General features: G+C 72.0%; 23 protein-coding genes. 12 read left to right on the forward strand and 11 right to left on the reverse strand.

Features of this window, described 5'->3' with window-relative positions; translation table 11 throughout:
* Positions 1–5 precede the first annotated feature (5 nt).
* Entirely contained in the window at positions 6–1,058 is a 1,053-nt protein-coding gene (murB, locus tag MOJ79_RS09845) for a UDP-N-acetylmuramate dehydrogenase (RefSeq protein ID WP_241924003.1), read from the reverse strand.
* A 39-nt stretch (positions 1,059–1,097) separates the two neighbouring features.
* Here murB and MOJ79_RS09850 point away from each other — a divergent pair, with 39 nt between their 5' ends.
* Together MOJ79_RS09850 and MOJ79_RS09855 are read left to right on the forward strand one after the other, a co-directional pair.
* Complete coding sequence (locus MOJ79_RS09850; protein WP_241924004.1) at positions 1,098–1,592, forward strand: YajQ family cyclic di-GMP-binding protein; 495 nt, start codon at positions 1,098–1,100, stop codon at positions 1,590–1,592.
* A gap of 2 nt (positions 1,593–1,594) precedes the next feature.
* Complete coding sequence (locus tag MOJ79_RS09855; protein WP_241924005.1) at positions 1,595–2,242, forward strand: retropepsin-like aspartic protease family protein; 648 nt, start codon at positions 1,595–1,597, stop codon at positions 2,240–2,242.
* Positions 2,243–2,259: 17 nt separating this feature from the next.
* On the opposite strand, the gene folE2 is transcribed toward MOJ79_RS09855, so the two are convergent.
* From folE2 to MOJ79_RS09875, 4 genes are all read right to left on the reverse strand, one after another.
* Entirely contained in the window at positions 2,260–3,060 is an 801-nt protein-coding gene (gene folE2, locus MOJ79_RS09860) for a GTP cyclohydrolase FolE2 (RefSeq protein WP_241924006.1), read from the reverse strand.
* Between the two features lie 102 nt (positions 3,061–3,162).
* Complete coding sequence (dxs, locus tag MOJ79_RS09865) at positions 3,163–5,070, reverse strand: 1-deoxy-D-xylulose-5-phosphate synthase (protein ID WP_241924007.1); 1,908 nt, start codon at positions 5,068–5,070, stop codon at positions 3,163–3,165.
* Positions 5,071–5,102: 32 nt separating this feature from the next.
* Complete coding sequence (locus MOJ79_RS09870) at positions 5,103–6,011, reverse strand: polyprenyl synthetase family protein (protein ID WP_442863106.1); 909 nt, start codon at positions 6,009–6,011, stop codon at positions 5,103–5,105.
* Positions 5,996–6,229: an exodeoxyribonuclease VII small subunit gene (locus MOJ79_RS09875; protein ID WP_119292143.1), complete on the reverse strand. Its 234-nt coding sequence runs from the start codon at positions 6,227–6,229 to the stop codon at positions 5,996–5,998. Before MOJ79_RS09875 ends, MOJ79_RS09870 begins: the two co-directional genes overlap by 16 nt.
* Before the next feature lie 262 nt (positions 6,230–6,491).
* Here MOJ79_RS09875 and MOJ79_RS09880 point away from each other — a divergent pair, with 262 nt between their 5' ends.
* From MOJ79_RS09880 to MOJ79_RS09895, 4 genes are all read left to right on the forward strand, one after another.
* Positions 6,492–7,613 (forward strand): aromatic ring-hydroxylating oxygenase subunit alpha, encoded by a 1,122-nt coding sequence (locus tag MOJ79_RS09880; protein WP_241924008.1) that lies wholly within the window; start codon positions 6,492–6,494, stop codon positions 7,611–7,613.
* Positions 7,614–7,701: 88 nt separating this feature from the next.
* The gene (locus MOJ79_RS09885) at positions 7,702–8,592 is read left to right on the forward strand and encodes a DMT family transporter (RefSeq protein WP_241924009.1); all 891 of its coding nucleotides are present in this window, start codon (positions 7,702–7,704) and stop codon (positions 8,590–8,592) included.
* A 16-nt stretch (positions 8,593–8,608) separates the two neighbouring features.
* Complete coding sequence (locus tag MOJ79_RS09890) at positions 8,609–9,484, forward strand: sulfurtransferase (RefSeq protein WP_241924010.1); 876 nt, start codon at positions 8,609–8,611, stop codon at positions 9,482–9,484.
* 111 nt (positions 9,485–9,595) lie between these two features.
* On the forward strand, positions 9,596–10,030 hold the full coding sequence (locus MOJ79_RS09895) for a universal stress protein (protein WP_119292152.1): 435 nt from the start codon (positions 9,596–9,598) through the stop codon (positions 10,028–10,030).
* 28 nt (positions 10,031–10,058) lie between these two features.
* Here MOJ79_RS09895 and MOJ79_RS09900 read toward each other — a convergent pair whose 3' ends face one another.
* Together MOJ79_RS09900 and MOJ79_RS09905 are read right to left on the reverse strand one after the other, a co-directional pair.
* Positions 10,059–10,841: a ZIP family metal transporter gene (locus tag MOJ79_RS09900; protein WP_241924011.1), complete on the reverse strand. Its 783-nt coding sequence runs from the start codon at positions 10,839–10,841 to the stop codon at positions 10,059–10,061.
* A gap of 73 nt (positions 10,842–10,914) precedes the next feature.
* Complete coding sequence (locus tag MOJ79_RS09905) at positions 10,915–11,790, reverse strand: dienelactone hydrolase family protein (protein ID WP_241924012.1); 876 nt, start codon at positions 11,788–11,790, stop codon at positions 10,915–10,917.
* A gap of 92 nt (positions 11,791–11,882) precedes the next feature.
* Between MOJ79_RS09905 and ppx the strand changes: the two genes are divergently transcribed.
* Both ppx and MOJ79_RS09915 read left to right on the forward strand, forming a co-directional pair.
* Positions 11,883–13,391, forward strand: coding sequence for an exopolyphosphatase (ppx, locus tag MOJ79_RS09910; protein ID WP_241924013.1), 1,509 nt, complete (start codon positions 11,883–11,885; stop codon positions 13,389–13,391).
* 64 nt (positions 13,392–13,455) lie between these two features.
* A complete protein-coding gene (locus MOJ79_RS09915; RefSeq protein ID WP_241924014.1) occupies positions 13,456–14,052 on the forward strand; it encodes a MarC family protein in 597 nt (198 codons plus the stop codon).
* Positions 14,053–14,147: 95 nt separating this feature from the next.
* Here the strand turns inward: MOJ79_RS09915 and MOJ79_RS09920 are convergent, their stop codons facing one another.
* The 4 genes from MOJ79_RS09920 to polA all read right to left on the reverse strand — a co-directional run bounded on the left by MOJ79_RS09920 (position 14,148) and on the right by polA (position 20,683).
* Positions 14,148–14,609 (reverse strand): SixA phosphatase family protein, encoded by a 462-nt coding sequence (locus tag MOJ79_RS09920; RefSeq protein WP_119292161.1) that lies wholly within the window; start codon positions 14,607–14,609, stop codon positions 14,148–14,150.
* Positions 14,610–14,622: 13 nt separating this feature from the next.
* Positions 14,623–16,719 carry a polyphosphate kinase 1 gene (gene ppk1, locus MOJ79_RS09925; protein ID WP_241924015.1) on the reverse strand — a complete coding sequence of 699 codons (2,097 nt, stop codon included), beginning with the start codon at positions 16,717–16,719 and terminating at the stop codon, positions 14,623–14,625.
* Between the two features lie 43 nt (positions 16,720–16,762).
* Positions 16,763–17,680 (reverse strand): UDP-2,3-diacylglucosamine diphosphatase, encoded by a 918-nt coding sequence (locus MOJ79_RS09930; RefSeq protein ID WP_241924016.1) that lies wholly within the window; start codon positions 17,678–17,680, stop codon positions 16,763–16,765.
* A 273-nt stretch (positions 17,681–17,953) separates the two neighbouring features.
* A complete protein-coding gene (gene polA, locus MOJ79_RS09935) occupies positions 17,954–20,683 on the reverse strand; it encodes a DNA polymerase I (protein ID WP_241924017.1) in 2,730 nt (909 codons plus the stop codon).
* A 49-nt stretch (positions 20,684–20,732) separates the two neighbouring features.
* Between polA and MOJ79_RS09940 the strand changes: the two genes are divergently transcribed.
* The 4 genes from MOJ79_RS09940 (at position 20,733) to MOJ79_RS09955 (ending at position 25,083) form a co-directional block, all read left to right on the forward strand.
* Positions 20,733–21,047 carry a DUF2782 domain-containing protein gene (locus tag MOJ79_RS09940; RefSeq protein WP_241924018.1) on the forward strand — a complete coding sequence of 105 codons (315 nt, stop codon included), beginning with the start codon at positions 20,733–20,735 and terminating at the stop codon, positions 21,045–21,047.
* Between the two features lies 1 nt (position 21,048).
* A complete protein-coding gene (locus MOJ79_RS09945) occupies positions 21,049–22,023 on the forward strand; it encodes a homoserine kinase (protein WP_241924019.1) in 975 nt (324 codons plus the stop codon).
* 7 nt (positions 22,024–22,030) lie between these two features.
* Positions 22,031–22,888, forward strand: coding sequence for a BPSS1780 family membrane protein (locus MOJ79_RS09950; protein WP_241924020.1), 858 nt, complete (start codon positions 22,031–22,033; stop codon positions 22,886–22,888).
* A 77-nt stretch (positions 22,889–22,965) separates the two neighbouring features.
* Positions 22,966–25,083, forward strand: a complete 2,118-nt coding sequence (locus MOJ79_RS09955; RefSeq protein WP_241924021.1) for a PhoX family protein — start codon at positions 22,966–22,968, stop codon at positions 25,081–25,083.
* Positions 25,084–25,520 lie beyond the last annotated feature (437 nt).

Here is a 25,520-nt window from a genome sequence, read left to right on the forward strand (position 1 = left end):
GCCGTCTACACGACCACCGGCTCGGGCTCGAGCCGGATGCCGAAGCGCCCGTAGACGCTCTCCTGGATCGCGCGTGCGAGCGTGACGACTTCGGCGCCGCTCGCGCCACCGCGGTTGACGAGCACCAGCGCCTGCTTGTCGTAGACGCCGGCGCGGCCGATCGACTTGCCCTTCCAGCCGCAGGCATCGATCAGCCAGCCGGCAGCGAGCTTGCAGCGCCCGTCGGGCAGCACGTAGTGCACGACGTGCGGGTCACGGCCGATGATGTCGCGGCACTGCTCGGCCGTGACCACCGGGTTCTTGAAGAAGCTGCCGGCGTTGCCGAGCTGCGCCGGGTCGGGCAGCTTGGCGCGGCGGATCGCGCACACCCAGTCGAAGATCGTGCGCGCGTCGGGCGCCGTGACGCCGGTCTCTTGCATCTTGCGCTCGAGGTCGAGGTAGCCGAGCACCGGCTGCCACGGCCGCGGCAGCCGCAGGCGCACGCGCGTGATCAGGCTCTTGCCCGCCAGCCCGCCGAAGCCTTCGTGCTTGAACACGCTGTCGCGGTAGCCGAAGCGGCACGCCGCGGCGTCGAGCGTGACGCTGCGGCCGGTGACGAGGTCGACCGCGTCGAGCGACTCGAAGCGATCGGCCAGCTCGAGCCCGTAGGCGCCGATGTTCTGCACCGGCGCGGCGCCGGCGGTGCCGGGGATCAGCGCCAGGTTCTCGAGCCCGGGCAGCCCTTCGTCGAGCGTCCACGCGACGAACTCGTGCCAGTTCTCGCCGGCGCCGGCCTCGACGACGACGGCGTCGTCGCGCACCTCGACGACGCGCCGCCCGCGCACCTCGACCTTGAGCACGACGTGCGGCACGTCGCGCGTGAGCACGATGTTGCTGCCGCCACCGAGCACGAGCTTGCGCCGCCGCCCGAGCTCGGGGTCGGCGAGCAGCCGGCGCACGTCAGCGTCGCTCGTGATGCGCACCAGCGCGCTGGCGACCGCCGGCAGTCCGAACGTGTTGAACTCACGCAGACTGACGTTGCGCTCGACGGCGAGGTCGCGGGCCGCGGGATCGTGCATGGCAGAATTTTCGTCGATCGTCCCTATCCGACTGCCGCGATGCCCAGCTTCGACGCCGTGCTCGAACCCGACCTCGTCGAGGTGCGCAACGCCGTCGACCAGGCCGGCAAGGAGATCGGCACGCGCTTCGACTTCAAGGGCACGAGCGCGAAGGTCGAGCTCGGCGACAAGGGCAAGGAAGTCACGCTCTACGGCGACAGCGACTTCCAGCTCGGTCAGGTCAAGGACGTGCTGCTGGCCAAGCTCGCCAAGCGCGGCGTCGACGTGCGCTTCGTCGACGACGGCGCCAAGGTCGAGAAGATCGGCGGCGACAAGGTCAAGCAGGTGCTGCGCATCAAGGCCGGCATCGACGCCGAGCACGCGAAGAAGATGCAGGCGCTCGTCAAGCAGAGCAAGCTCAAGGTGCAGGCCGCGATCCAGGGCGACGTCGTGCGCGTCAGCGGCGCCAAGCGCGACGACCTGCAGGCCGCCATCGCGCTGCTGCGCAAGGAAGTGGCCGACCTGCCGCTGTCGTTCACCAACTTCCGCGACTGACGATGCGACGCGCCGCCTGCCTGGCCTCGGCCGCACTGGTCTTCGGCGCCGGCGCCGCGGCGGCGCAGTCGGTATCGCTGAGCGGCAGCATCGGCGAGCGCGCCGCGCTGCTCGTGATCGACGGCCAGCCGCGCACCGTCGCGGTGGGCAGCACGGTGCAGGGCGTCAGGCTGCTCGCGTTGCAGGGCAGCGAGGCCGAGGTCGAGGTCGGCGGGCGCCGCCAGCGCCTGCGCATCGGCGGCGCCCCGGTGTCGGTGGGCGACGCCGGCAGCACCGGCGCCGCGTCGACGATCGTGCTGACCGCCGGCCCCGGCGGGCACTTCGTGACGCTCGGCGCGATCAACGGCCGACCGGTGCAGTTCATGGTCGACACCGGCGCGACGACCGTCTCGCTCGGCCGCGACGAGGCCGAGCGCCTGGGCGTGCCGTGGCGCGAGGGGCGCCCCGTCGTCACGCGCACCGCCAATGGCGACGTGCAGTCGCACGCGGTGACACTGCGCTCGGTGCGCGTCGGCGACGTCGAGGTCGGCCAGGTGGCCGCCACCGTGCTGCCGGTGTCGATGCCCGTCGTGCTGCTGGGCAACTCGTTTCTCACGCGCTTCCAGATGACGCGCGAGAACGACGTGCTGCGGCTCGAGCGCCGCCCCTGACGCGGCGGCGGCCGCGCTCACGCGCGCTCGACGCGCGCGTAGGCACTGTGGTTGTGAATCGACTCGAAGTTCTCGACGTCGACCGCGTAGCGGCCGATGCGTGCGTCGGCGTTCAGCCGCAGCGCGACGTCGCGCACCAGGTCCTCGACGAACTTCGGGTTCTCGTACGCGCGCTCGGTGATCCACTTCTCGTCGGTGCGCTTGAGCAGCGGCCACAGCTCGCTCGAGGCGCTGTCCTCGGCGAAGCGCACCAGCTCGTGCCACTCGACGGGCGCCAGCAGCTCGGCGCGGATCGTCACCTGCGAGCGCTGGTTGTGCGCGCCGTAGTCGGCGATCTCCTTCGAGCACGGGCACAGGCTCTTGACCGGCACCGCGACTTGCGCCCACACCGCCGTCGCGCCGCCGCGCGTCTCGGCGATCCAGCGGCCCTCGTAGTCGAGCAGGCTCGCGACGCCCGACACCGGCGCGCGCTTGCGCACGAAGAACGCGAAGCCGACCTCGACGCGGCCCTCGTCGGCGTGCAGCCGCTCGAGCATCGCCGCGAGCTGCTGGCGCAGCGTCAGCGCATCGAACACGACGCCGCCGGCGGCCAGGTCGTCGAGCCAGGCGACGAAGCGCGACATGTGTGTGCCCTTGCGTTCGGCCGGCAGCGCGACGTCGAGGCTCCAGGTGCCCTGCACCGGCTGCACCGCGCCGCCGACGCGCACCTGCAGCGGATAGCGCACGCCCTTGACGCCGACGCGCTGGATCGCGACGCGACGGTGGTCGCGCTCGCTTTGCGTGTCGGGGATGTGCAGGGAGTCGGTGGGATGGCTCATCGAACGCATGGGGCCGCGTCGTGGCGTGCGCGCGGCCGGGCAAACCCGTAGCTTCGCACCAAAACGGCGCCCGTGCCGACCTGGGTCCTTTGACGCGGGGTGTCAGGCGCGCGACGCGACGACGACCGGCGTCGCGCGCGGCGGGCGAAGTCCGAAGCGCTCGACGATCGAACGCTCGATGCCCGCGGCGTCGAGGCCGAGCTTGGCCAGCAGCTTGCCGGCGTCGCCGTGCTCGACGTACTCGTCGGGCAGGCCGAGCGCGAGCACGGGGGTGGCCACACCGGCCGCGTGCAGCGCCTCCATCACGGCAGCGCCCGCACCGCCGGCCACGCAGCCTTCCTCGACGGTGACGAGCGCCTCGTGCGTGCGCGCGAGCTGCTCGACCAGCGCCGTGTCCAGCGGCTTGACGAAGCGCATGTCGGCCACCGTCGCGCCGAGCCGCTCGGCGGCCTCGAGCGCCGGGTGCAGCAGCGTGCCGAACGCGAGGATCGCGATGCGCTCGCCCTGGCGGCGCACGACGCCCTTGCCCCACTCCCACGCGGCGAACGTCGGCTCGACCGCCGCGCCGATGCCGACGCCGCGCGGGTAGCGCACCGCCACCGGGTGGTCCTGGCGGTACGCGGTCGTCAGCGCCTGGCGGCACTCGTTCTCGTCCGACGGCGCCAGCAGCGACATGTTCGGGATGCAGCGGATGTAGGCGATGTCGAACGCGCCGGCGTGCGTCGCGCCGTCGGCGCCGACGATGCCGGCGCGGTCGAGCGCGAACATCACCGGCAGGTTCTGCAGCGCGATGTCGTGGATCATCTGGTCGTAGCCGCGCTGCAGGAACGTGCTGTAGATCGCGACCACCGGCTTGAGCCCCTCGCACGCGAGCCCGCCGGCGAACGTGACGGCGTGCTGCTCGGCGATGCCGACGTCGAAGCAGCGGCGCGGGAAGCGCCGCTGGAACTCGACCATGCCCGAGCCCTCGAGCATCGCGGGCGTGATCGCCACCAGCCGCTCGTCCTCGGCGGCCATGTCGCACAGCCACTGGCCGAAGACCTGCGTGAAGGTCGGTTTGCCCGGGGCCGCCGGCTTGACGAGCCCCTGCGCCGGATCGAACTTGCCCGGGCCGTGGTAGGCGATCGGGTCGGCCTCGGCGAGCTTGTAGCCGAAGCCCTTCTTCGTGATCACGTGCAGGAACTGCGGGCCGGGCTTGCCGCGCAGGTTCTCCAGCGTCGGGATCAGCGCGTCGAGGTCGTGGCCGTCGATCGGGCCGACGTAGTTGAAGCCGAACTCCTCGAAGATCGTGCCCGGCACGACCATGCCCTTGGCGTGCTCCTCGAGGCGGCGCGCGAGCTCGAGCAGCGGCGGCGCGTTCTTCAGCACCTGCTTGGCGCCCTCGCGCGCGGCGGCGTAGAACTTGCCACTGATCAGCCGCGCGAGGTACTTGTTCAGCGCGCCCACCGGCGGGCTGATCGACATGTCGTTGTCGTTGAGCACGACGAGCAGGTTCGCCGGCACGCCGGCGTGCGGCACGCCGGCGTTGTTCAGCGCCTCGAACGCCATGCCGGCGCTCATCGCGCCGTCGCCGATCACGGCCACCACCTTGCGCTGCTCACCCTTGAGCTGCGACGCGATCGCCATGCCCAGCGCCGCCGAGATCGACGTCGAGCTGTGCGCGGTGCCGAAGGTGTCGTACTCGCTCTCGTCACGGCGCGGGAAGCCGCTGATGCCGCCGAGCTGGCGCAGCGTGGCCATGCGCTCGCGCCGGCCGGTCAGGATCTTGTGCGGGTAGGTCTGGTGGCCGACGTCCCACACGATGCGGTCGTGCGGCGTCTGGTAGACGGCGTGCAGCGCGATCGTCAGCTCGACCGTCCCGAGGTTGCTCGACAGGTGGCCGCCGGTCTTGCTGACGCTGTGCAGCAGGAAGCTGCGCAGCTCGTTGGCCAGCGTCGCGAGCTGGTCGCGCGACAGCCGGCGCAGGTCGGCGGGGCTGTCGATCGTCTGGAGCAGCGGATAGGCACTCATCGTGGCAACTCGGACACTTCGGTGATGCCGGGTCAGTGCACGCGGTCGACGACCCGGTGCGCCAGCGCGCGCAGCCGCCCGGCGGCCAGTCCGCTGCACTCGAGCGCGGCCAGCGCCTGCTCGCGCAGCGCCGCGGCCTGCGCGCGCGCCGCGTCGAGGCCGAGCACCGAGACGTAGGTCGGCTTGTGCGCCTGCTCGTCCTTGCCCGCCGTCTTGCCCAGCGTCGCCGACGGCTGCGTGACGTCGAGAATGTCGTCGACGACCTGGAACGCCAGCCCGACGGCGGCGCCGTAGTCGGCCAGCGCCGCCCAAGCTGCCGGCGTCGTCGTGCCGCAGGCGGCGCCCATCAGCACGCTGCCCTGCAGCAGCGCGCCGGTCTTGCGGCGGTGCATCTCGCGCAGCGCGTCGGGGTCGAGCACGCGGCCGGTGTTCGCGAGATCGATCGCCTGGCCGCCGGCCATGCCGGCGTGGCCGGCCGCGCGCGCGAGCAGGCCGCACAGCCGCGCCTGCAGCACCGGCGGCAGGTCGGCGTCGTCGTCGGGGGTCAGTATCTCGAATGCGAGCGCCTGCATCGCGTCGCCGGCGAGCATGGCCTGCGCCTGCCCGAACTGCACGTGCACGGTCGGCTTGCCCCGGCGCAGCACGTCGTTGTCCATGCACGGCATGTCGTCGTGCACCAGCGAATAGGCGTGGATCAGCTCGACCGCCGCGGCCGCGCGCAGCGCCGCGGCGGGGCGCCCGCCGACGGCCTCGCTCGCGGCCAGCACCAGCAGCGGACGCAGCCGCTTGCCGCCGTCGAGCACCGCGTAACGCATCGCGGCCCCGAGGCCGGCCGGCGCGTCGGCCGGCACCCAGCGCGACAGCGCCTGCTCCACGTCGCGCAGCGCGTCGTGCATCCAGGCGTCGAAGTCGCCGCCCGCGGCCGTCACGGTGCCGTCCATGGCTTGAGTTGCCCCTCCTCGAGCACCTTGACCTGCTCCTCGACGGCCTGCAGCTTCTGCCGGCAAAAAGCCAGCAGCTCGGCGCCGCGGCGGTAGCTCTCGAGCAGACGGTCCAGCGGCATCTGCCCGGCCTCCATCGCCTGCACGAGCTGTTCGAGCTCGGCCAGCGCCTGCTCGTAGGTCGGCTCGGCGGGGGCGGGAGCGGGACTGCGCGGCATTTCGGAGGGTGAAATCGAAGCGTCCGATTGTAGTCACCGCCTCCTGTGGAGAGGGCGCTCGGGGAACCCGTGCGGCACCGCCGATGTCGCATGGCCCGTCTGGGCATCGGCGCCAGCGAGCCGCCGAAGGCCCCGCTGGCTACAATCCCGGGCCCCGCGCCGGCGCCCACCGGTACGGGTATCAGCCCTGCGCGCCGGCGGACGTCGTGCCGGCCGGGCGTGGCAGGCGGGTTGACATCGGTTTTTGGAGATCCTGAGGATCATGTCCGACCTGAGCATCGCGCTCGACGCGCTCGAGCGCAGCCGTTCGCAGCTGTCCGTGTCCGCCTACTTCGACGAGGGCCTGTTCCGCAGGGAACAGGAGCTGATCTTTCAGCACGCCCCGCGCTACCTCGGGCACGAGCTGGCGGTGCCCGAGGTCGGCGACTACTACGCGCTGCCGTTCGAGGGCGAGGGCCGCGCGCTGCTGCGCACACCGCGCGGTGTCGAGCTGGTCTCGAACGTGTGCCGCCACCGGCAGGCGGTGATGCTCAGGGGCCGCGGCAACACGAAGTCGAACATCGTCTGCCCACTGCACCGCTGGACCTACGACCTGCACGGACAGCTGGTCGGCGCCCCGCACTTCGCCGACGACCCGTGCCTGCACCTGAACAACTACAGGGTGCGCACGTGGAACGGCATGGTGTTCGAGGACAACGGCCGCGACGTGGCCGCCGACCTCGCGACGCTGGGCCCGCGCGCCGAGCTCGACTTCACGGGCTACGTGCTCGACAAGGTCCACGTCCACGAGTGCGACTACAACTGGAAGACGTTCATCGAGGTCTACCTCGAGGACTACCACGTCGCGCCGTTCCACCCGGGGCTGGGCCACTTCGTGACCTGCGAGGACCTGCGCTGGGAGTTCGGCCCGCACCACTCGGTGCAGACGGTGGGCATCCACGCCGCGCTGGCCAAGCCGGGCTCGGAGACGTACCGCAAGTGGCACGAGCAGCTGCTCGCGTACCGCCACGGCGAGCCGCCGGCGCACGGCGCGATCTGGCTGACCTACTACCCGACGATCATGGTCGAGTGGTACCCGCACGTGCTCGTCGTCTCGACGCTGTACCCGAAGGGCCCGCAGAAGACGACCAACGTCGTCGAGTTCTACTACCCCGAGGAGATCGCCGCGTTCGAGCGCGAGTTCGTCGAGGCCGAGCAGGCCGCCTACATGGAGACCTGCGTCGAGGACGACGAGATCGCTCTGCGCATGGACGCCGGCCGGCGCGCGCTGTACGAGCGTGGCGACGACGAGGTCGGCCCCTACCAGAGCCCGATGGAAGACGGCATGCAGCACTTCCACGAGTGGTACCGCGCGCGCATGGGCATGGGGCGCACGCGCGCGTGATGCGGCCGCGCGCGGGGCCGCACGGGTCCCGCGCGCATGCCTCGGCACCGCGCCGCCGGCGCGGCGGCGCTGGCCGACAATGCGCGGCATGTCCGCGCCTTGGTTGATGGTCGGCGCCTCGTTCCTGTTCGCGACGATGGGCGTGTGCGTGAAGCTCGCGTCGGCCACCTACACGGCCGGCGAGATCGTGTTCTACCGCGGGCTCGTCGGCGCGCTCGTGATCACCGGGCTGACGCGCTGGCGCGGCGGCTCGCTGCGCACGCCGGTGCCGGCGATGCACTTCTGGCGCAGCGCGGTCGGCGTCGGCTCGCTGATGCTGTGGTTCTACGCCATCGGAGCGCTGCCGCTGGCCACCGCGATGACGCTGAACTACATGTCGTCGGTGTGGATGGCGCTGTTCCTGATCGGTGGTGCGGTGCTGCTCGGCTCGGCGCGCGTCGACGGCCGCCTGGTGGCCGCGGTGCTGGTGGGCTTCGCCGGCGTCGCGCTCGTGCTGCGCCCGACGATCGACGACCGCCAGCTGTGGCACGGCCTGGCGGGGCTCGTGTCGGGCATGCTCGCCGCGCTCGCGTACCTGCAGGTCACGGCGCTGGGCCGCGCCGGCGAGCCCGAGTCGCGCATCGTCTTCTACTTCTCGCTCGGCAGCATGGTCGCCGGCGCGGCGACGATGGGGGTGCACGGTGCGAGCGCGCACACCGCCCGCGGGCTGGCGCTGCTGCTGGCGATCGGCACGCTGGCCACCGTCGCGCAGATGATGATGACGCGCGCCTACGCGATCGGGCGCACGCTGTCGAACGCGAGCCTGCAGTACCTGGGCATCGTGTTCGCGTTCGTCTACGGCGTGCTGCTGTTCGACGACCCGGTGACGTGGATGGCGCTCGCCGGCATGGCGCTGATCGTCGCCGCCGGCATCACCGCCACGCTGCTGCGCGCCCGCGCGACGCCGCCCGACGCGCGCGGCCCCGCCACCGAATCGTGAGCCGAGGAGACTGCCGATGGCCGAGCCGCGCCCCGCGCCCCTGCGCACGCTGATCGACGCGAACGCGCTGCTCGCGCTGCAGCGCGGCGGCACACCGCTCGTGCTGCTCGACTGCCGCTTCGACCTGTTCGACGCCGGCGCCGGCGAACGCGCCTACGCGCAAGGCCACCTGCCCGGCGCGCACCATCTGCACCTCGAGCGCGACCTCTCGGGCCCGAAGCACGACGCCGCAGGGCGCTTCCGTGGCCGCCACCCGTTGCCCGAGCGCGCGGCGTGGGCCGCCACCGTCGGTCACCTCGGGATCGCCCCGGGCGTGCCGGTCGTGGCTTACGACGCGCAGGGCGGCCCGTACGCGGCGCGCGCGTGGTGGCTGCTGCGCTGGCTCGGCCACGACGCGGTGGCGGTGCTCGATGGCGGCGTCGCGGCCTGGATCGACGCCGGCGGCAGCCTGTCGGCCGACGTGCCGCCGCGCCGCGACGCCGCCCCGTATCCGCAGCGGCCTGTGGCGATGCCGGTGACCGACGCCGATGCGCTCGCCGCACGGCTGGGCCGCGTGTGCATCGTCGACGCGCGCGCCGGCGAGCGCTTCCGCGGCGAGGTCGAACCGCTCGATGCCGCCGCCGGCCACATCCCCGGGGCGCTGAACCGCTTCTTCCAGCTCAACCTGCGCGCCGACGGCCGCTTCAAGGACGCGGCGACGCTGCGCGCCGAGTGGCAGCCGCTGGTGGCCGGCCACGGCGCCGATGCGGTCGTGCAGCAGTGCGGCTCGGGGGTCACCGCGTGCCACAACCTGCTCGCGCTCGAGCACGCCGGCCTGGGCACGAGCGTGCTGTACCCGGGGTCGTGGAGCGAGTGGTCGTCCGACCCGGCACGCCCGATCGCCATCGGCTGACGCGCCACCGCCGCACGGGCGGCGGGTCGCGCACAACTTGACGTGCCTCAATCCGTGGGGGCGCGCCGGTGCGACACTCGCCGGCACCGCACACCCACCGAGGAGAACGCCATGTACAAGCACATCCTGGTCCCCACCGACGGCTCGGAGATCTCGGCCAAGGCCGCCGAGCACGCGATCGCGCTGGCCAAGCTGACCGGGGCGGCGCTGAGCGTGATGAGCGTCAAGGAGCCGTTCCCGTACAGCGCGATCTCCGAGATGCAGCCGACGCCGCCGCAGGAGTTCTACGACGCGCAGGAGCGCATCGCCAGCGCACGCGTCAAGGAAGTGGCCGACAAGGCCGCTGCCGCGGGCGTCAAGTGCACCTCGACGACGATCGAGGCGCTGCACCCGTGGGAGGCGATCTGCGAGCACGCCAAGGCGCAGAACTGCGACCTGATCGTGATGGCCTCGCACGGGCGGCGCGGCGTCGCGGCGCTGCTGCTCGGCAGCGAGACGCAGAAGGTGCTGACGCACACGACGACGCCGGTGCTCGTCGTCAAGTAACGGCGCGCGGCGTGCGGGCCGCTCGCCGTCAGGCGGCGTGCTTGAGCGCCATCGCGCCGAGCGCGACGCCGAGCCCGACCGCGATCCACAGCACCTGCGCGAGCGTCTCGCGCAGGTGCAGCCGGCGCTGCAGCTGCGGCAGCAGGTCGGCCACCGCGACGTAGACGAAGCTGCTCGCCGCGACGACGAGCAGGTACGGGAACACGTCTTCCCACGGCCGGATCAGGAAGTAGCCGATCAGCCCGCCGGCCACCGCGGCGGCTCCCGACAGCGCGTTGTACAGCAGTGCGCGCGAGCGGCTGAAGCCCGCGTTGACGAGCACGATGTAGTCGCCGACTTCCTGCGGGATCTCGTGCGCGGTGACGGCCAGCGCCGTGACCCACCCCAGCGTCGGGTCGGCGAGGAACGCGCCGGCGATGATCAGCCCGTCGCAGAAGTTGTGGATGCTGTCGCCGAGCAGCACGCTCCAGCCGCCGCGGCCGGCCTGCTCGGCGTCGAAGCCGTGTGCGTGGTGGTGGTGCGGGTCGTCGCCCTCGTGGTGGTGGCTGTGGCGGTACAGCTCGACCTTCTCGAGCAGGAAGAAGAACAGCAGCCCGGCCAGCAGCGCCGCGAACAGGCGATCGGCGCCGGCGTCGCTCTCGAACGCCTCGGGCAGCAGGTGCAGCAGCGACGTGCCCAGCAGCACGCCGGCCGACAGGCTCACCAGGCCCTTGACGATGCGGCTGAGCACGCCCACCGTCAGCGCGGCGGCGATCACCACCGACAGCACGCCGCCGAACAGCGTCGCCGCGATGATGTAGCCGAGCGTCATGTCCGTTCTCTGGTCGAAGGCAAAAAAACAACCGCGCCCGAAGGCGCGGTGGCGTCGCCGAAGCGTGGCCTGCTCAGGCCACGCCTTGGCTGCGGAACCAGGCCAGGCAGCGCTTCCAGCCGTCCTCGGCGGCCTGCCTGCGGTAGCTCGGCCGGTAGTCGGCGTGGAACGCGTGCGGCGCGTCGGGGTAGACGACGAACTGCGACGCCCGCGCCGCCGGCCCGCCCTGGGCAAGCGCCTGTTTCATCTTATCGACCGTGTCAAGGGGGATGCCGGTGTCGGCACCGCCGTACAGCCCGAGCACCGGCGCCTTCAGTGACGCGGCCACGTCGACCGGGTGCCGCGGCTGCAGCGGGTTCGACTCGCCGACGAGGCGGCCGTACCACGCGACGCCGGCCTTGACCGCCGGGTTGTGCGCCGCGTACAGCCACGTGATGCGCCCGCCCCAGCAGAAGCCGGTGACGCCGAGCTTGGTCGCGTCGGCGCCTTGCGTCTTCGCCCACGCGGCACAGGCGTCGAGGTCGCCCATGACCTGCTCGTCGGGCACCTTGCTGATCACTTCGGCGATCAGGCGCGCCAGCTCGCCGTACGACATCGGGTCGCCCTGGCGCACGAACAGCTCGGGCGCGATCGCGAAATAGCCCTGCTTGGCGAAGCGCCGCGCGACGTCGGCGATGTGCTCGTGCACGCCGAAGATCTCGCTGACGACGAGCACCACCGGCGCGCCGGTCTTGCCCTGCGGGCGCGCGACGTAAGCGGGCAGGTTGAAGCCGCCGACGGGGATCATCGCCTCGCCGACCGTCAGGCCGCTGGCGTCGGTCGTGATCGTCGACTGCGCCAGCGTCGGCAGCACCGCGGCGGCGAAGCCGGTGCCGATGCCGGTGCGCACGAAGTCGCGGCGGCTGAACGCCCGACTCGGCGTGAGGCTGTCGATGTCCTGTTCCAGCATGGCGTGTCTCCTGCGAGCGGTGGAGCGGCGATTCTAGGAATGCGGCCTTCGAAGCCGGCGGAGTGCACGGCGAATGCCCGCACAATGCGCTCATGGGTACATCGCCGCCGCCCCGCACCGCCGGCCTGCTCGCGGCGGTCGACATGGGCTCCAACAGCTTCCGGCTCGAGATCGGGCAGATCGCGCATGGCCGCTACCGCCGCATCGACTACCTGAAGGAGACCGTGCGTCTGGGCGCCGGTCTGGACGCCAACGGGCTGCTCACCGACGCGGCCGCGCAGCGCGGCCTCGACTGCCTGGCACGCTTCGCGAGCCGGCTGCGCGGCTTCGCGCCGTCGCAGGTGCGTGCGGTGGCCACGCAGACGCTGCGCGAGGCGCGCAACCGCGACGCCTTCCTGCTGCGCGCGCAGGGCGTGCTCGGCCACCCGATCGAGGTGATCTCCGGGCGCGAGGAAGCGCGGCTGATCTACGCCGGCGTCGCGCACGTGCAGCCGTCGGAAGGCCGGCGGCTGGTCGTCGACATCGGCGGACGCTCGACCGAGATGATCGTCGGCCAGGGACGCCTGCCGCTGGAGGCCGAGTCGTTCCGCGTCGGCAGCGTCAGCCTGTCGCAGCGCTTCTTCGGCGACGGGCGGCTCACCGAGGCGGCGTTCCGCGCCGCGCAGGTGGCCGCCGGCGCCGAGCTCGAGGAAGCGATGACGACGTTCGCGCGCGGGCGCTGGAGCGAGGCGCTCGGCTCGTCGGGCACCGTCAGCGCGGTGTCGCAGCTGCTGGTGGCCAGCGGCGTGACCGGCGGCGAGATCACGCCGGCGGCGCTGCGCTGGTGCATCGCGCGCTGCATCGACGCCGGCCACGTCGACCGCCTGAAGCTGCCCGGGCTGCGCGACGACCGCCGCCCGGTGCTCGCCGGCGGGCTGTCGATCCTGTACACGCTGGCAGCGCACTTCGGCATCGATGCGCTGCACCCGACCAAGGGTGCGCTGCGCCAGGGCGTCATCGTCGACCTGCACGAGCGCCTGATGGCCAGGCAGCGCGCCCGCGGCGGCGACATGCGCGACGCGTCGGTCGCGCAGCTGCAGCGGCGCTTCGACGTCGACGTCGCGCAGGCGCAGCGCGTGCGCCGCGTCGCGATGGCGCTGTACGAAGGCGTCGCCCCCGACGGCGGCGCCGACAGCCGGCGCGAGCTCGGCTGGGCGTGCGACCTGCACGAGATCGGCATGATGGTCTCGCACCACGACCACCACCGCCACAGTGCGTACCTGCTCGCGCACGTCGACGCGCCGGGGTTCTCGCAGAGCCAGCAGCGGCGCATCGGCGAGCTCGTGCTCGGCCAGCGCGGCGGACTGCGCAAGATCGAACACGCCTTCGTCAACGACACCTTCACGTGGCAGGTGCTGTGCCTGCGGCTGGCCGTCATCAAGTGCCACGCGCGCGGCGAGGTCGACCCGCACGCGCTGCGCCTGGCGCGCGCCGGCTCGCGCGCGACGCTGTCGTTCGGCGCCGACTGGGCCGCCGCGCACCCGCGCACCGTGTTCCTGCTCGAGGAAGAAGCCGAGACCTGGAACCGCTCCGGCCCGCTGCAGCTCGTGCTCGTGAGCTGAGCGCCGCAGCCCCCTCGACAATCGCGGCGCCGCCGGCACGCCGCCGCCCGCGCCCACCGCTGCCATGGACCACACCTTCGCCTCGGCCCTGATCCTGCTGCTGCTGGTGCTCGACCCGTTCGGCAGCCTGCCGATCTTCATCTCGGTGCTGCGCGGCATCGACCCGGCGCGGCGCAACGCCGTCGCGCTGCGCGAAGGCGCGATCGCGTTCGGTGTGCTGCTGGCGTTCATGGTCGGCGGCCAGGCTTTCCTGCACGTGATGCGGCTGTCGGAGCGCTCGCTCGAGGTCGCCGGCGGCGTGATCCTGCTCGTCATCGCGATGCGCATGGTGTTCGGCAGCAGCACGCAGATCTACGCCCAGGACGGCGCCGCGAAGGAGCCGTTCATCTTCCCGCTCGCGGTGCCGCTGCTGGCCGGGCCGTCGGCGATGGCCACCGTGCTGCTGCTCGCGTCGCGCCAGCCGGGCCAGCTGTGGCAGTGGGTCGGCGCGCTGACCGTGGCGATGGCGGTGTGCACCGTCGTGCTGATCACGGCCGACCGCATCCGCCGCCTGCTCGGCGACTCGATGGTCACCGCGATGGAAAAGCTGATGGGGCTGGTGCTGACGGCGATCGCCGTCGAGATGCTGCTGGCCGGCGTCAAGCGCTACTTCACCGGCTGATCGCACGCCCGTCGCCGCCGCATGGCCAGATTTGACAGTCCGCTGGCGGCACTCCTCGAGGGGGAGCGCCGAAGCCGCGACGGGGGTGGCGCTCTTCAGACGTTGTCGGGGCCGCGCACCGTCACCAGCACCACTTCGCGCTGGAGCAGGCGCTGGCGCGAGCGCAGCCACCACACCGCGGCCTTCTTGACGCTCCACGGCTGCATCACGCCGGCCATCAGGTACGCCGCCGTCAGCCCGAGCGTCGGCTGGTGGCCGACGACGAGCACCGGCTCGCGCGCATCGGGCCAGCGCACCGCCGCGAGCAGCGACTCGACGGTGCCGTCGGGCGCGAGCGCCGGCACCGTCTTGAACTTGCGGTCCAGCGCCTGCGCCGTCTGCTGGCAGCGCTTGGCCGGACTCGCCAGCACCTTCGTCGTCGACGGCAGGTGACGCCCCAGCCACTCGGCCATGCGCCGCGCCTGGCGCTCGCCCTTGGGCGTGAGCGCGCGGTCGAGGTCGTCGCCGCTGTCGGCAGTCTCGAAGGCCTCGGCGTGGCGCCACAGGATCAGGTCCACCGCACCGCCTCCACTAGCCGCCGTAACGGCGCATCAGCGCCTGCTGCGCACTGACGGCCTCGCCGCGCTGCGGCCGCACGCGCTCGTAGTGGCCGTCGGCGTGCAGCTCCCACGCGTCGAGCGTGTCGTACAGGTAAGGCACCAGGCACTCGTCGATCACGCGCTGCCGCATCGCGGCATCACGCACCGGCCACGCGACCTCGATGCGGCGGAACATGTTGCGGCTCATCCAGTCGGCGCTGCTGAGGTACAGCACCTCGTCGGCGTCGCCGTCGCCCCACGCGAAGTAGATCACCCGCGTGTGCTCGAGGAAGCGCCCGACGATCGAGCGCACGCGCACGCGTTCGGTGAACCCGGGCACGCCCGGCGGCAGCATGCACGCGCCGCGCACGATGAGGTCGATCTGCGCGCCGGCCTGCGCCGTGGCCACCAGAGCCTCGATCAGCGCGACGTCGGTCAGCGCGTTGACCTTGACGACGACGCGCGCGCGCCGGCCGGCGCGCGCGGCGTCGGCCACCTGCTGCAGGTGGCGCAGCATGCGCCGGTGCAGCACGAACGGCGCCGTCAGCAGGTGGCGCGGCGCGCGCACCTTGACGAGGCTCGCGAGCTGCTGGAACACGGCGTCGGCGTCGGCCGTCAGGTCGGGATCGGCCGTGAGGTAGCCGACGTCGGTGTACAGCCGCGCCGTCTTCGGGTTGTAGTTGCCGGTCGACAGGTGCGCGTAGCGGCGCAGCCGCTGCCCCTCGCGGCGCGTGACGACCATCAGCTTGGCGTGCGTCTTCAGCCCGACGATGCCGTAGACCACCTGCGCGCCGACCGACTCGAGCCGCTCGGCCCAGTTGATGTTGGCCTCCTCGTCGAAGCGCGCCTTCAGCTCGACGACGGCGAGCACCTCCTTGCCGCGGCGCGCCGCCTCGAGCAGCAGCTCCATCAGCACGCTCTGCTCGCCGGTGCGGTAGATCGTCTGCTTGATCGCGAGCACGTCGGGGTCCTGCACCGCCTGGCGCAGGAACTCGACCACCGGCTCGAAGCTCTCGAACGGGTGGTGCAGCATCACGTCGCCGTCGCGCAGCCGCTCGAAGATCGGCCGCTCGCGCGGCAGCCGCCGCTCGGGCCAGCTCGGCTCGTAGCGGGGGAAGCGCAGGTGGTCGGCGTCGGCGGCGTCGATCAGCCGCGTCAGACGCACCAGGTTGACCGGGCCGTTGACGCGGTACAGCGCCTCCTCGGGCAGCGCGAACTGGCGCAGCAGCAGCTCCGCCAGCTCGTCGGGGCAGCTGGCGACGACCTCGAGGCGGATCGCCTGCCCGAAGTGCCGCCGCGTCAGCCCCGAGCGCATCGCCTGGCGCAGGTTGGTCACCTCGACGTCGTCGATGTCGATGTCGCTGTCGCGCGTGACGCGGAACTGCGAGAAGAACGTCACCTCCCGCCCCGGGAACAGCTCGCCCAGGTGGGCGCGGATCACGCTGGTCAGCAGCACGAACACCTGCTCGCCGTGGCTGACCTCGTCGGGCAGCCGGATCACGCGCGGCAGCACGCGCGGCACCTTGACGATGGCGATGCTGTTCTCGCGCCCGAACGCGTCGCGCCCGCCCAGGCGCACGATGAAGTTCAGGCTCTTGTTGGCCACCTGCGGGAACGGATGCGCCGGGTCGAGCCCGACGGGCACCAGCAGCGGGCGCACCTGCTGCTCGAAGAAGCGCGCGACCCACGCGCGCTGCGCGTCGTCGCGCTCGGCGTGGTTGACGATGCGGATGCCGGCACGCGCGAGCGCGGGCATGACCTCGTCGTTGAACAGCGCGTACTGCTCGTCGATCAGCCGGTGCGCCTCGGCGGCGACGTCCTTGAGGTCGCGCTGCGACACGCCGGTGCCGGGCTGGCGCGCCATCTCGAGGTAATCGGCGAAGCGCACCTCGAAGAACTCGTCGAGGTTCGACGAGACGATCGTGATGTAGCGCAGCCGCTCGAGCAGCGGCACGTCGGCGCGGCGCGCCTGCGCGAGCACGCGGCGGTTGAACTCGAGCGTCGAGCGCTCGCGGTTGAGCAGCGTCAGACGCGGCGGCGCCGCCGCAGCGGCCGCGGGCGTGGAGTCGGCAGCGCGGTCGAGACTCATCGGGCGGATTATCGGACGCCGCCCGCGGGCGCGCCGGCGGCACTCAGGCCGTCTGGCGGGCCACGGGCAGCGGCTCCTGCGCCGGCGCCGAGGCGGGCGGCTCGACGCCGACGGGCCGCGGCGCGGACGCCGCCAAGAGGCGCGGGCGGCCGTGGCGCTGCGACCAGTCGACGATCTCGAGCCGGCCGTCGGCGTGCTCGACGAGCGCGGTCAGGCTCTCGACCCAGTCCCCGTCGTTGGCGTAGACGATGCCGTCGACCTCGCGCAGCTCGGCGTGGTGGATGTGGCCGCACACGACGCCATGCACGCCGCGGCGCTTGGCCTCGCGCGCGACCGCGTGCTCGAAGTCGCTGACGTAGCTGACCGCGCGCTTGACCTTGAGCTTCAGGTACTTCGACAGGCTCCAGTACGGCAACCCCAGGCGCGCACGCAGCGAGTTCAGGTGCCGGTTGAGCTTGAGCGTGAACTCGTAGGCCGAGTCGCCGACGTAGGCCAGCCACTTGGCGCACTGGATCACGCCGTCGAAGTGGTCGCCGTGCGTGATCCACAGCGCGCGGCCGTCGGCGGTGTGGTGCACGGCCTCGTCGACGACCTCGATACCGCCGAAGTTGTGCTGCACGTACTTGCGCGCGAACTCGTCGTGGTTGCCGGGCACGAAGACGACGCGCGTGCCCTTGCGCGCCTTGCGCAGCAGCTTCTGCACGACGTCGTTGTGCGCCTGCGGCCAGTACCAGCTGCGCCGCAGCTGCCAGCCGTCGACGATGTCACCGACGAGGTACAGCGTGTCGCAGCGCACGCGCTTGAGGAAGTCGAGCAGCGCCGCCGCCTGGCAGCCCGGCGTGCCCAGGTGCAGGTCCGAGATCCAGACGGTGCGCACGCGCAGCACGTCGACCAGCGGGTCGTCGTGCTCGTCGTGGTCGCCGGGCAGGGCGTGCAGGTACGGGGGCAGGTCGCGCTGCATGCGCGCATGCTCGGCCGCCGCCGTGACACGCCCACGTCGAGCCCGTGACGCGACCGTGACGTGTGGCGCTGGCGCGACCCGCGGCCCAGGAACCGCGCCGCGTCAAGCGGCCGCCGCGGATCCGGCTCGGCCGGTCCGCTGGCGGGCCTTGCAGGCCGCGCCGGGCCTTGCGGTCCGGCCCCTCGCCAGGTACCGAACGTCCACAGGACCTTCGGTGTCCGGGCTCGGCCCCCTCGAGGGGGAGCGCCGAAGGCGCTGCGGGGGTGGTCAATATCAGTGCGCCTGGTCCCAGTTCGCCCCGACGCCGACCTCGGCGAGCAGCGGCACCTTCAGCCGCGCGACACCGGCCATCAGCCGCGGCACTTCGGCGCGCGCCCAGTCGAGCTCGGCGTCGGGCACCTCGAACACGAGCTCGTCGTGCACCTGCATGATCATCCGCGTGGCCCTGCCCTCGCGGTCGATCGCGCCCTGCACCGCGATCATCGCAAGCTTGATCAGGTCGGCCGCCGTGCCCTGCATCGGCGCGTTGATCGCCTGCCGCTCGGCCGCGGCGCGCCGTGGGCCGCTGCCGCCCTTGATCTCGGGCAGCCACACGCGGCGGCCGAACAGCGTCTCGACGTAGCCCTGCTCGGCGGCGCGCTGGCGCGTCTCGTCCATGTAGCGCTTGACGCCGGCGAAGCGCTGGAAGTAGCGGTCGATGTAGTCCTTGGCCGCCTTGGTCTCGATGCCGAGGTTGCTGGCCAGCCCGAACGCGCCCATGCCGTAGATCAGGCCGAAGTTGATGACCTTCGCGTAGCGGCGCTGCTCGGCGCTCACGGCCTCCAGCGGCACGCCGAACACCTCGGCGGCGGTGGCGCGGTGCACGTCGAGCCCCTGCTCGAACGCGCGCAGCAGGCCGGGGTCGTCGCTGATGTGCGCCATGATGCGCAGCTCGATCTGCGAGTAGTCGGCGCTCAGGATCGCGTGCCCCGGCGGCGCGACGAAGGCCTCGCGGATGCGCCGCCCCTCGGGCGTGCGGATCGGGATGTTCTGCAGGTTCGGCTCGTTGCTCGCGAGCCGCCCGGTCACCGCGACCGCCTGCGCGTAGCTCGTGTGCACGCGGCCGGTGGCCGGGTCGACCATCTGCGGCAGCTTGTCGGTGTAGGTGCCCTTGAGCTTCGCGAGGCTGCGGTGCTCGAGGATCTTGGCCGGCAGCGGGTAGTCGGCGGCGAGTTCGGTCAGCACGTCCTCGTCGGTCGAGGGCGCACCGCTGGCGGTGCGCTTCTTGACCGGCAGGCCGAGCTTGCCGAACAGCACGTCGCCGATCTGCTTCGGGCTGCCGAGGTTGAACGGCTGGCCGGCCAGCGCGTGCGCCTCGCGCTCGAGCGCGACGAGGCGCTCGGCGAGCTCGCGACTCTGCTGCTCGAGCAGCCGCGTGTCGATCAGCACGCCGTGGCGCTCGATGCGCGCGAGGATCGCGCTCACCGGCAGCTCGATGTCCTGGTACACGTAGCGCAGGCCCGGCTCGGCCTGCAGGCGCGGCCACAGCACCTGGTGCACGTGCAGCGCCATCTCGCTGTCCTCGCCCGAGTACTCGGTCGCGCGCTGCACGTCGACCTGCGAGAACGGGATCTGGTTCGCGCCCTTGCCGCACAGGTCCTCGTAGCTCAGTCCCTTGCGGTGCAGGTGGCGTTCGGCGAGCTTTTCGAGGCTGTGCGCGAGGTGGGCTTCGAGCACGTAGCTCTCGAGCAGCGTGTCGTGCGCGATGCCCGCGAGCGCGATGCCGTGGTTCGCGAACACGTGCGTGTCGTACTTCAGGTGCTGGCCCATCTTCGGTGCGCGCGCGTCCTCGAGCCAGGGCTTCAGGCGCGCGAGCACGTCGGCCAGCGGCAGCTGCGCCGGCGCGTCGGCGTAGTCGTGCGCGAGCGGCACGTACGCCGCCTCGCCCGGCTGCACCGCGAAGCTGATGCCGACGATGCGCGCGCGCATCGGGTCGAGCGAGTCGGTCTCGGTGTCGAGCGCGACGAGCTCGGCCGCGGCGATGCGCTGCAGCCAGTGTTCGAGCCGCTCCCAGGTCAGCACCGTCTCGTAGTGGCGCGCCAGCGGCGCCGAGTCACCGGCCGCCGTCGGGGCCGCCGCGGGCGCGCCGCCGAGCGCCTGCTCGAGCTCGCGCTTCCAGGTGCGGAACCCGTAGCGGTTGTAGAAGTCGAGCAGCCCCTCGCGGTCGACGTCGCGCAGCGCGAGCGCGTCGAGCGACGGCCAGCCGGGCACGGCGGCCGACAGGTCGCAGTCAGTGGCCACCGTCACGAGGCGGCGCGCCTGCGGCAGCCAGTCGAGCGCCTTCTTCAGGTTCTCGCCGGCGGCGCCCTTGATCGTGTCGGCGGCGGCGATCACGCCGTCGAGCGAACCGTGCTCGGCGATCCACTTGGCCGCCGTCTTCGGGCCGACCTTCTCGACGCCGGGCACGTTGTCGACCGCGTCGCCGACCAGCGTCAGGTAGTCGACGATGCGCTCGGGCGGCACGCCGAACTTGGCCTTGACGCCTTCGACGTCGAGCGTCTCGTTGGTCATCGTGTTGACGAGAGTGACCTGCGGCGTCACGAGCTGCGCGAGGTCCTTGTCGCCGGTCGAGATCACGACGCGGTGGCCCGCCTCGGCGGCACGCCGCGCGAGCGTGCCGATCGTGTCGTCGGCCTCGATGCCCGGCACCTCGAGGACCGGCCAGCCGAGCAGGCGCACGACTTCGTGGATCGGCCCGATCTGCTGCGCCAGCGCCTCGGGCATCGGCGCGCGGTGCGCCTTGTACTCGGGGTACAGCGCGTCGCGGAACGTCGGGCCCTTGGCGTCGAAGACGCACGCGGCGTGCGCGGCCGGGATCTGCTCGCGCAGACGCCTGAGCATCGCGATGAAGCCGTGGATCGCACCGGTCGGGAACCCGTCGGGCGCGGTCAGGTTCGGCATCGCGTGGTACGCGCGATAGAGGTAGCTCGAGCCGTCGACCAGCAGCAGCGTGTCTTGCGTCATGCCGGCATGGTACGGCCGCCGCCGCGGGGCGCGCCGATAGAATCGCGGCATGCTCCGCCGCTGCGCCGCCCTCTTCGCGCTGTCGTGCGCCGCCGGTGCGGTGCACGCGGCCACGCCGGCGGCGGCGCCGGTTTCGCCGGTGCCCGAGCCGCAGGTGCGCACGACCGTGATCGAGGACGACGCCGTGCGCGTCGAGGAACTGCGCGTGCGCGGCGAGGTGCGCCAGATCACGGTGCACACCAAGGGCGAGCGCGGCGGCACGTACCACGTCGTGCCGGCCGACGGCGCGCGGGACATGAGCCCCGGCCCCGCGTCGGGGCGCGGCGCGGCCGGCCAGCGCGTGTGGACGATCCTGCGCTTCTGAGATGGCCGTCTTCACCGAGGTCTCGCTCGACGAGGCACGCGCCTTCGTCGCACGCCTGAACGTCGGCACGCTGACCGCGCTGCGCGGCATCACGGCCGGCATCGAGAACACCAACTACTTCGTCACCACCGACCGCGGCGAGTGGGTGCTGACGATCTTCGAACGGCTGACGTTCGAGCAGCTGCCGTTCTACCTGCATCTGATGAAGCACCTGGCGCGCAAGGGCATCCCGGTGCCCGAGCCGCGCGCCGATGCCAGCGGCGAGATCCTGCACACGCTCAAGGGCAAGCCGGCGGCGCTCGTCGACAAGCTCGCCGGCCGCCACCAGCTCGCGCCCGACGACCACCACTGCGCGCAGGTCGGCGAGATGCTCGCGCGCATGCACCTGGCCGGGCTCGACTACCCGCGCCACCAGCCCAACCTGCGCGGGCTGGCGTGGTGGACCGAGACGGTGCCGGTCGTGCTGCTGTTCGTCGACGCCGCGCAGCGCGAGCTGCTGACCAGCGAACTCGCGTTCCAGCAGGAGCTGGCCGCGTCGGCGGCCTACGCGGCGCTGCCGCGCGGGCCGATCCACGCCGACCTGTTCCGCGACAACGTGATGTTCGACGGCCTGCCCGGCCGCGAGCGGCTCACCGGTTTCTTCGACTTCTATTTCGCCGGCGTCGACACTTTCCTGTTCGACCTCGCGGTGTGCCTGAACGACTGGTGCGTCGACCTCGACAGCGGCCGTGGCGTCGACACGCGTGCCGCCGTGTTCGTTGCCGCCTACGAGCGCGTGCGCCCGCTCACCGGCGGCGAGCGGCGCCTGCTGCCCGCGCTGCTGCGGGCGGCGGCGTTTCGCTTCTGGCTGTCGCGGCTGTGGGACCTGCACCTGCCGCGCGACGCGAGCCTGCTCAAGCCGCACGACCCGACGCACTTCGAGCGCGTGCTGCGCGAGCGCATCGCCACGCCGTGGCACCCTCCGCCGGCCGAATAGCCGCACGATGGCGCTGCGCCTGCACACCGTCGCCGCGCGCCAGGGCCTGGCGTGGCTGCGTGCGGCCTTCGCCACCTACGCGAAGCGCCCGCTCGGGCTGACGATGCTGTTCGTCGTCTTCCTGTTCAGCGCGATCCTCGTGCTCGCGCTGCCCTACGTCGGCCAGATCGTCGTGATGGGTTCGCTGCCGCTGCTGTCGCTGGGCTACATGATCGCCACGCGCGCCGTGCTCGGCGGCGGCACGGCGCAGCCGGGCCATCTCGTCGAGGGCTTGCGCGGCGACACCCGTCGCCGCGCGGCGCTGCTGCAGCTGAGCGCCGTCTACGCGCTGGCCACCGTCGTGATCCTGCTGCTCGCCGACGCCGTCGACGGCGGGCGCTTCGAGCGCGTGCAACTGCTGCTGGCCACGCCGGAGCGCACGCCCAGCGAGAACGCCGAACTCGACGCGCTGCTGGCCGACGACCGGCTGACCTGGGGCCTCGTCGTGCGCTTCGGCCTGGCGGCGCTGCTGGCGATCCCCTTCTGGCACGCGCCGGCGCTCGTGCACTGGGGCGGGCAGGGCGTGCTGCAGTCGCTGTTCTCGAGCACGCTGGCGGTGTGGCGCAACCGCGGTGCGATGACGGTGTACGTCGTCGCCTGGGTCGGCATGATCGCGCTGTTCAGCGTCGCCGTCGGCGCGCTGTTCGGCCTGCTCGGCACGCGCCAGCTCGCCGGCCTCGTCGCGCTGCCGGCCGGGCTGATGTTCACCTGCGTGTTCTACGTGTCGCTGTACTTCACGTTCGTCGACGTGTTCGGCGGCGACGGAGCCGATGGCCGCGACGCGCTGCATCGTCCCCCGCCGCCCGGGACACTGTCAGACAGCTGACACATCGGCGTCACGCGGCTTTCACGGCCGCTGCGGACCATCCGGGGCTTCGTGTTGTTCCACCCCGGAGAGTGCGCATGTCCCACAGCCTTCGCGACGACGACGGTGTCTCGAACCCGTCGCGCAACCTGACCCTGAGCGACGTCGTCGACCGTGCGGTCGCGGTCAACCCGTCGCGCCGCCGCCTGATGCTCGGCGGCCTCGGCGCCGCCACGCTGCCGTTCTTCGCCGGCCTGACGGGCTGCGGCGGTGGCGGCAGCGACGCCGCCGCATCCGAACGCATCCTGGGCTTCACGCCGGTCTCGACGTCGACGGCCGACACCGTCGTCGTACCCGCCGGCTACGTGGCCACGGCCTTCCTGCCCTGGGGCGAACCGATCAATCAATTCGCGCCCGCCTGGAAACCGGACGCGAGCAACACCTCGGCCGAGCAGGAGCAGCAGGTCGGCGACAACCACGACGGCATGGCGTTCTTCGGCTTCAATGCCGCCGGCAACGGCTTCGGTGACCGCAGCGACGAAGGCCTGCTCGTGATCAACCACGAGTACATCAATCCCGAGTACTTCTACGCGCCCGGCAGCGACCCCGACGACTGGCTCGCGCCGTTCACGTTCGAGAAGGCGCGCAAGGGCCAGGCCGGGCACGGCATCACGGTCGCGCACATCAAGCGCAACGCCGACGGCAGCTGGACGCACGTGAAGAACTCGCCGTACAACCGGCGCATCCACGGCAACACGCCGATCACGATCCAGGGCCCGGCCGCCGGCCATGACCTGTTGAAGACGGCCGCCGACCCGCTGGGCACCGAGGTGCTCGGCACGCTGAACAACTGCGGCAACGGTCGCACGCCGTGGGGCACCTACCTGACCTGCGAAGAGAACTTCAACGGCTACTTCGGCTGGAACGGCGCGCGCACGCCGACGGCGCTCGAACGGCGCTACGGCATCACACAGAACGGCTTCGGCTACCTGTGGCACACGGTCGATCCGCGCTTCGATGTCAACGCCAACCCCAACGAGCCGAACCGCTTCGGCTGGGTCGTCGAAGTCGACCCGTTCAACCCGGCAGGCAAGGCCGTCAAGCGCACCGCGCTGGGCCGCTTCAAGCACGAGAACGCCGAACTCGTCGTCGCACCGAACGGCAAGGTCGTCGTCTACATGGGCTGCGACGAGCGCAACGAATACATCTACAAGTTCGTCTCGAGCGGCACCTTCGACGCGGCCAACCCGACGAGCGCGGCCAACCGCAACCTGCTCGCGCAGGGCACGCTGTACGTCGCCCGCTTCGATGCCGGCACGACGGCAGGTGACAAGATGGGCACCGGCGAATGGATCCCGCTGACGCCCGGCACCGTCGGCCTCAACGGCCAGGCACTGCGCGACAACCCGAACTTCACCGGCGCCAACGACGACGAGGTGCTGGCGAACATCATGATCAAGGCCCGCCAGGCCGCCGACGCCGTGGGCGCGACGATGATGGACCGGCCGGAATGGGTGGCTGCCAACCCGAAGAAGCCGGGCGAGGTCTACGCCACGCTGACCAACAACAACCGTCGCGGCTCGGCGGACCCCGCGACCTCCAACAACGCCGACGGCACGACCACCGCCGGCTCGGCGCGACCCGCCGTCGACGAGGCCAACCCGCGGGCGAACAACGTCTGGGGACACATCATCCGCTGGAACGAGACAGGCGGCGACGGCACGGCGACCACGTTCACGTGGGACATCTTCGTGCTCGCCGGCCAGCCGTCGGTCACCGGCGCGCGCGCGCCGTCGGCGAACGTCACGCTCGACAACCTGTTCAACAGCCCCGACGGCCTGGCGTTCGACAGCTTCGGCCGCCTGTGGATCCAGACCGACGGCAGTTACGCCAACAGTGGCGACTTCGCCGGCAACGGCAACAACCAGATGCTGGTCGGCGACCCCGAGACAAAGGAAATCCGTCGCTTCCTCGTCGGCCCGGCGGGCTGCGAGATCACCGGCATCACCTGGACACCGGACCGCAAGACGATGTTCATCAACGTCCAGCATCCGGGCGAAGTGGGCAGCCACCCGAACAAGCCGGCGGCGTACACCGGCGACAACTGGCTGGCGCGCAACCCGACCAGCTTCTCGCAGTGGCCCACGGCCGGCGCGCGTCCTCGCTCGGCGACGGTGATCGTGCGGCGTACCGACGGCGGCGTCGTCGGCGGCTGAGCGTCACGGCGCGCGTGTCGTCCAGGGGAGCCTGCGGGCTCCCCTTTCTTCTTTCTTTTGAGTCAGGGTACCGCCACGCACCGACCGGTACGCCGCCGCAGCGACGCCAGATGCAGCGCGCTTGTGGTCGCTCGTCCCGGCGCCCACCGACGGCTGTGGGGCAGCCGCGGGCACAACCGTCACGGTGGTTGACACAAGGCATTCGACGCGGCCGATCTGCGCCGCTGCGGATGCGGGCATGATCGAGCCCATCGAACACGTCGCCCCGCTGCCGAGTTGCCTCTGGAACGCGCCGAGGGACGACTGGACGGCCATGCGCTGAAGCCCGCACGAGGGAGCCGACGCTGTGACATGAAAGTCGACACCCGACAGGAACGCCGCCACGTCGCGCCAGCCACCGACCTCGCCGGCACGATGCGCCGACGGGCCGACGGCGA

This window comes from Calidifontimicrobium sp. SYSU G02091, from assembly GCF_022631395.1.
GTDB lineage: Bacteria > Pseudomonadota > Gammaproteobacteria > Burkholderiales > Burkholderiaceae_C > Calidifontimicrobium > Calidifontimicrobium sediminis.

What these genes read in the sequence shown, in the direction of transcription:
- MOJ79_RS09875 (WP_119292143.1), bottom strand. Translation starts at nt 6,229, where the DNA reads ATGCCGCGCAGTCCCGCTCCCGCCCCCGCCGAGCCGACCTACGAGCAG.
- MOJ79_RS09885 (WP_241924009.1), top strand. Translation starts at nt 7,702, where the DNA reads ATGTCCGCGCCTTGGTTGATGGTCGGCGCCTCGTTCCTGTTCGCGACG.
- dxs (WP_241924007.1), bottom strand. Translation starts at nt 5,070, where the DNA reads ATGAGTGCCTATCCGCTGCTCCAGACGATCGACAGCCCCGCCGACCTG.
- MOJ79_RS09950 (WP_241924020.1), top strand. Translation starts at nt 22,031, where the DNA reads ATGGCGCTGCGCCTGCACACCGTCGCCGCGCGCCAGGGCCTGGCGTGG.
- ppx (WP_241924013.1), top strand. Translation starts at nt 11,883, where the DNA reads ATGGGTACATCGCCGCCGCCCCGCACCGCCGGCCTGCTCGCGGCGGTC.
- MOJ79_RS09850 (WP_241924004.1), top strand. Translation starts at nt 1,098, where the DNA reads ATGCCCAGCTTCGACGCCGTGCTCGAACCCGACCTCGTCGAGGTGCGC.
- MOJ79_RS09940 (WP_241924018.1), top strand. Translation starts at nt 20,733, where the DNA reads ATGCTCCGCCGCTGCGCCGCCCTCTTCGCGCTGTCGTGCGCCGCCGGT.
- MOJ79_RS09890 (WP_241924010.1), top strand. Translation starts at nt 8,609, where the DNA reads ATGGCCGAGCCGCGCCCCGCGCCCCTGCGCACGCTGATCGACGCGAAC.
- MOJ79_RS09905 (WP_241924012.1), bottom strand. Translation starts at nt 11,790, where the DNA reads ATGCTGGAACAGGACATCGACAGCCTCACGCCGAGTCGGGCGTTCAGC.
- MOJ79_RS09930 (WP_241924016.1), bottom strand. Translation starts at nt 17,680, where the DNA reads ATGCAGCGCGACCTGCCCCCGTACCTGCACGCCCTGCCCGGCGACCAC.
- MOJ79_RS09880 (WP_241924008.1), top strand. Translation starts at nt 6,492, where the DNA reads ATGTCCGACCTGAGCATCGCGCTCGACGCGCTCGAGCGCAGCCGTTCG.
- folE2 (WP_241924006.1), bottom strand. Translation starts at nt 3,060, where the DNA reads ATGAGCCATCCCACCGACTCCCTGCACATCCCCGACACGCAAAGCGAG.
- MOJ79_RS09915 (WP_241924014.1), top strand. Translation starts at nt 13,456, where the DNA reads ATGGACCACACCTTCGCCTCGGCCCTGATCCTGCTGCTGCTGGTGCTC.
- MOJ79_RS09855 (WP_241924005.1), top strand. Translation starts at nt 1,595, where the DNA reads ATGCGACGCGCCGCCTGCCTGGCCTCGGCCGCACTGGTCTTCGGCGCC.
- MOJ79_RS09870 (WP_442863106.1), bottom strand. Translation starts at nt 6,011, where the DNA reads ATGGACGGCACCGTGACGGCCGCGGGCGGCGACTTCGACGCCTGGATG.
- MOJ79_RS09900 (WP_241924011.1), bottom strand. Translation starts at nt 10,841, where the DNA reads ATGACGCTCGGCTACATCATCGCGGCGACGCTGTTCGGCGGCGTGCTG.
- murB (WP_241924003.1), bottom strand. Translation starts at nt 1,058, where the DNA reads ATGCACGATCCCGCGGCCCGCGACCTCGCCGTCGAGCGCAACGTCAGT.
- MOJ79_RS09955 (WP_241924021.1), top strand. Translation starts at nt 22,966, where the DNA reads ATGTCCCACAGCCTTCGCGACGACGACGGTGTCTCGAACCCGTCGCGC.
- ppk1 (WP_241924015.1), bottom strand. Translation starts at nt 16,719, where the DNA reads ATGAGTCTCGACCGCGCTGCCGACTCCACGCCCGCGGCCGCTGCGGCG.
- MOJ79_RS09945 (WP_241924019.1), top strand. Translation starts at nt 21,049, where the DNA reads ATGGCCGTCTTCACCGAGGTCTCGCTCGACGAGGCACGCGCCTTCGTC.
- MOJ79_RS09895 (WP_119292152.1), top strand. Translation starts at nt 9,596, where the DNA reads ATGTACAAGCACATCCTGGTCCCCACCGACGGCTCGGAGATCTCGGCC.
- polA (WP_241924017.1), bottom strand. Translation starts at nt 20,683, where the DNA reads ATGACGCAAGACACGCTGCTGCTGGTCGACGGCTCGAGCTACCTCTAT.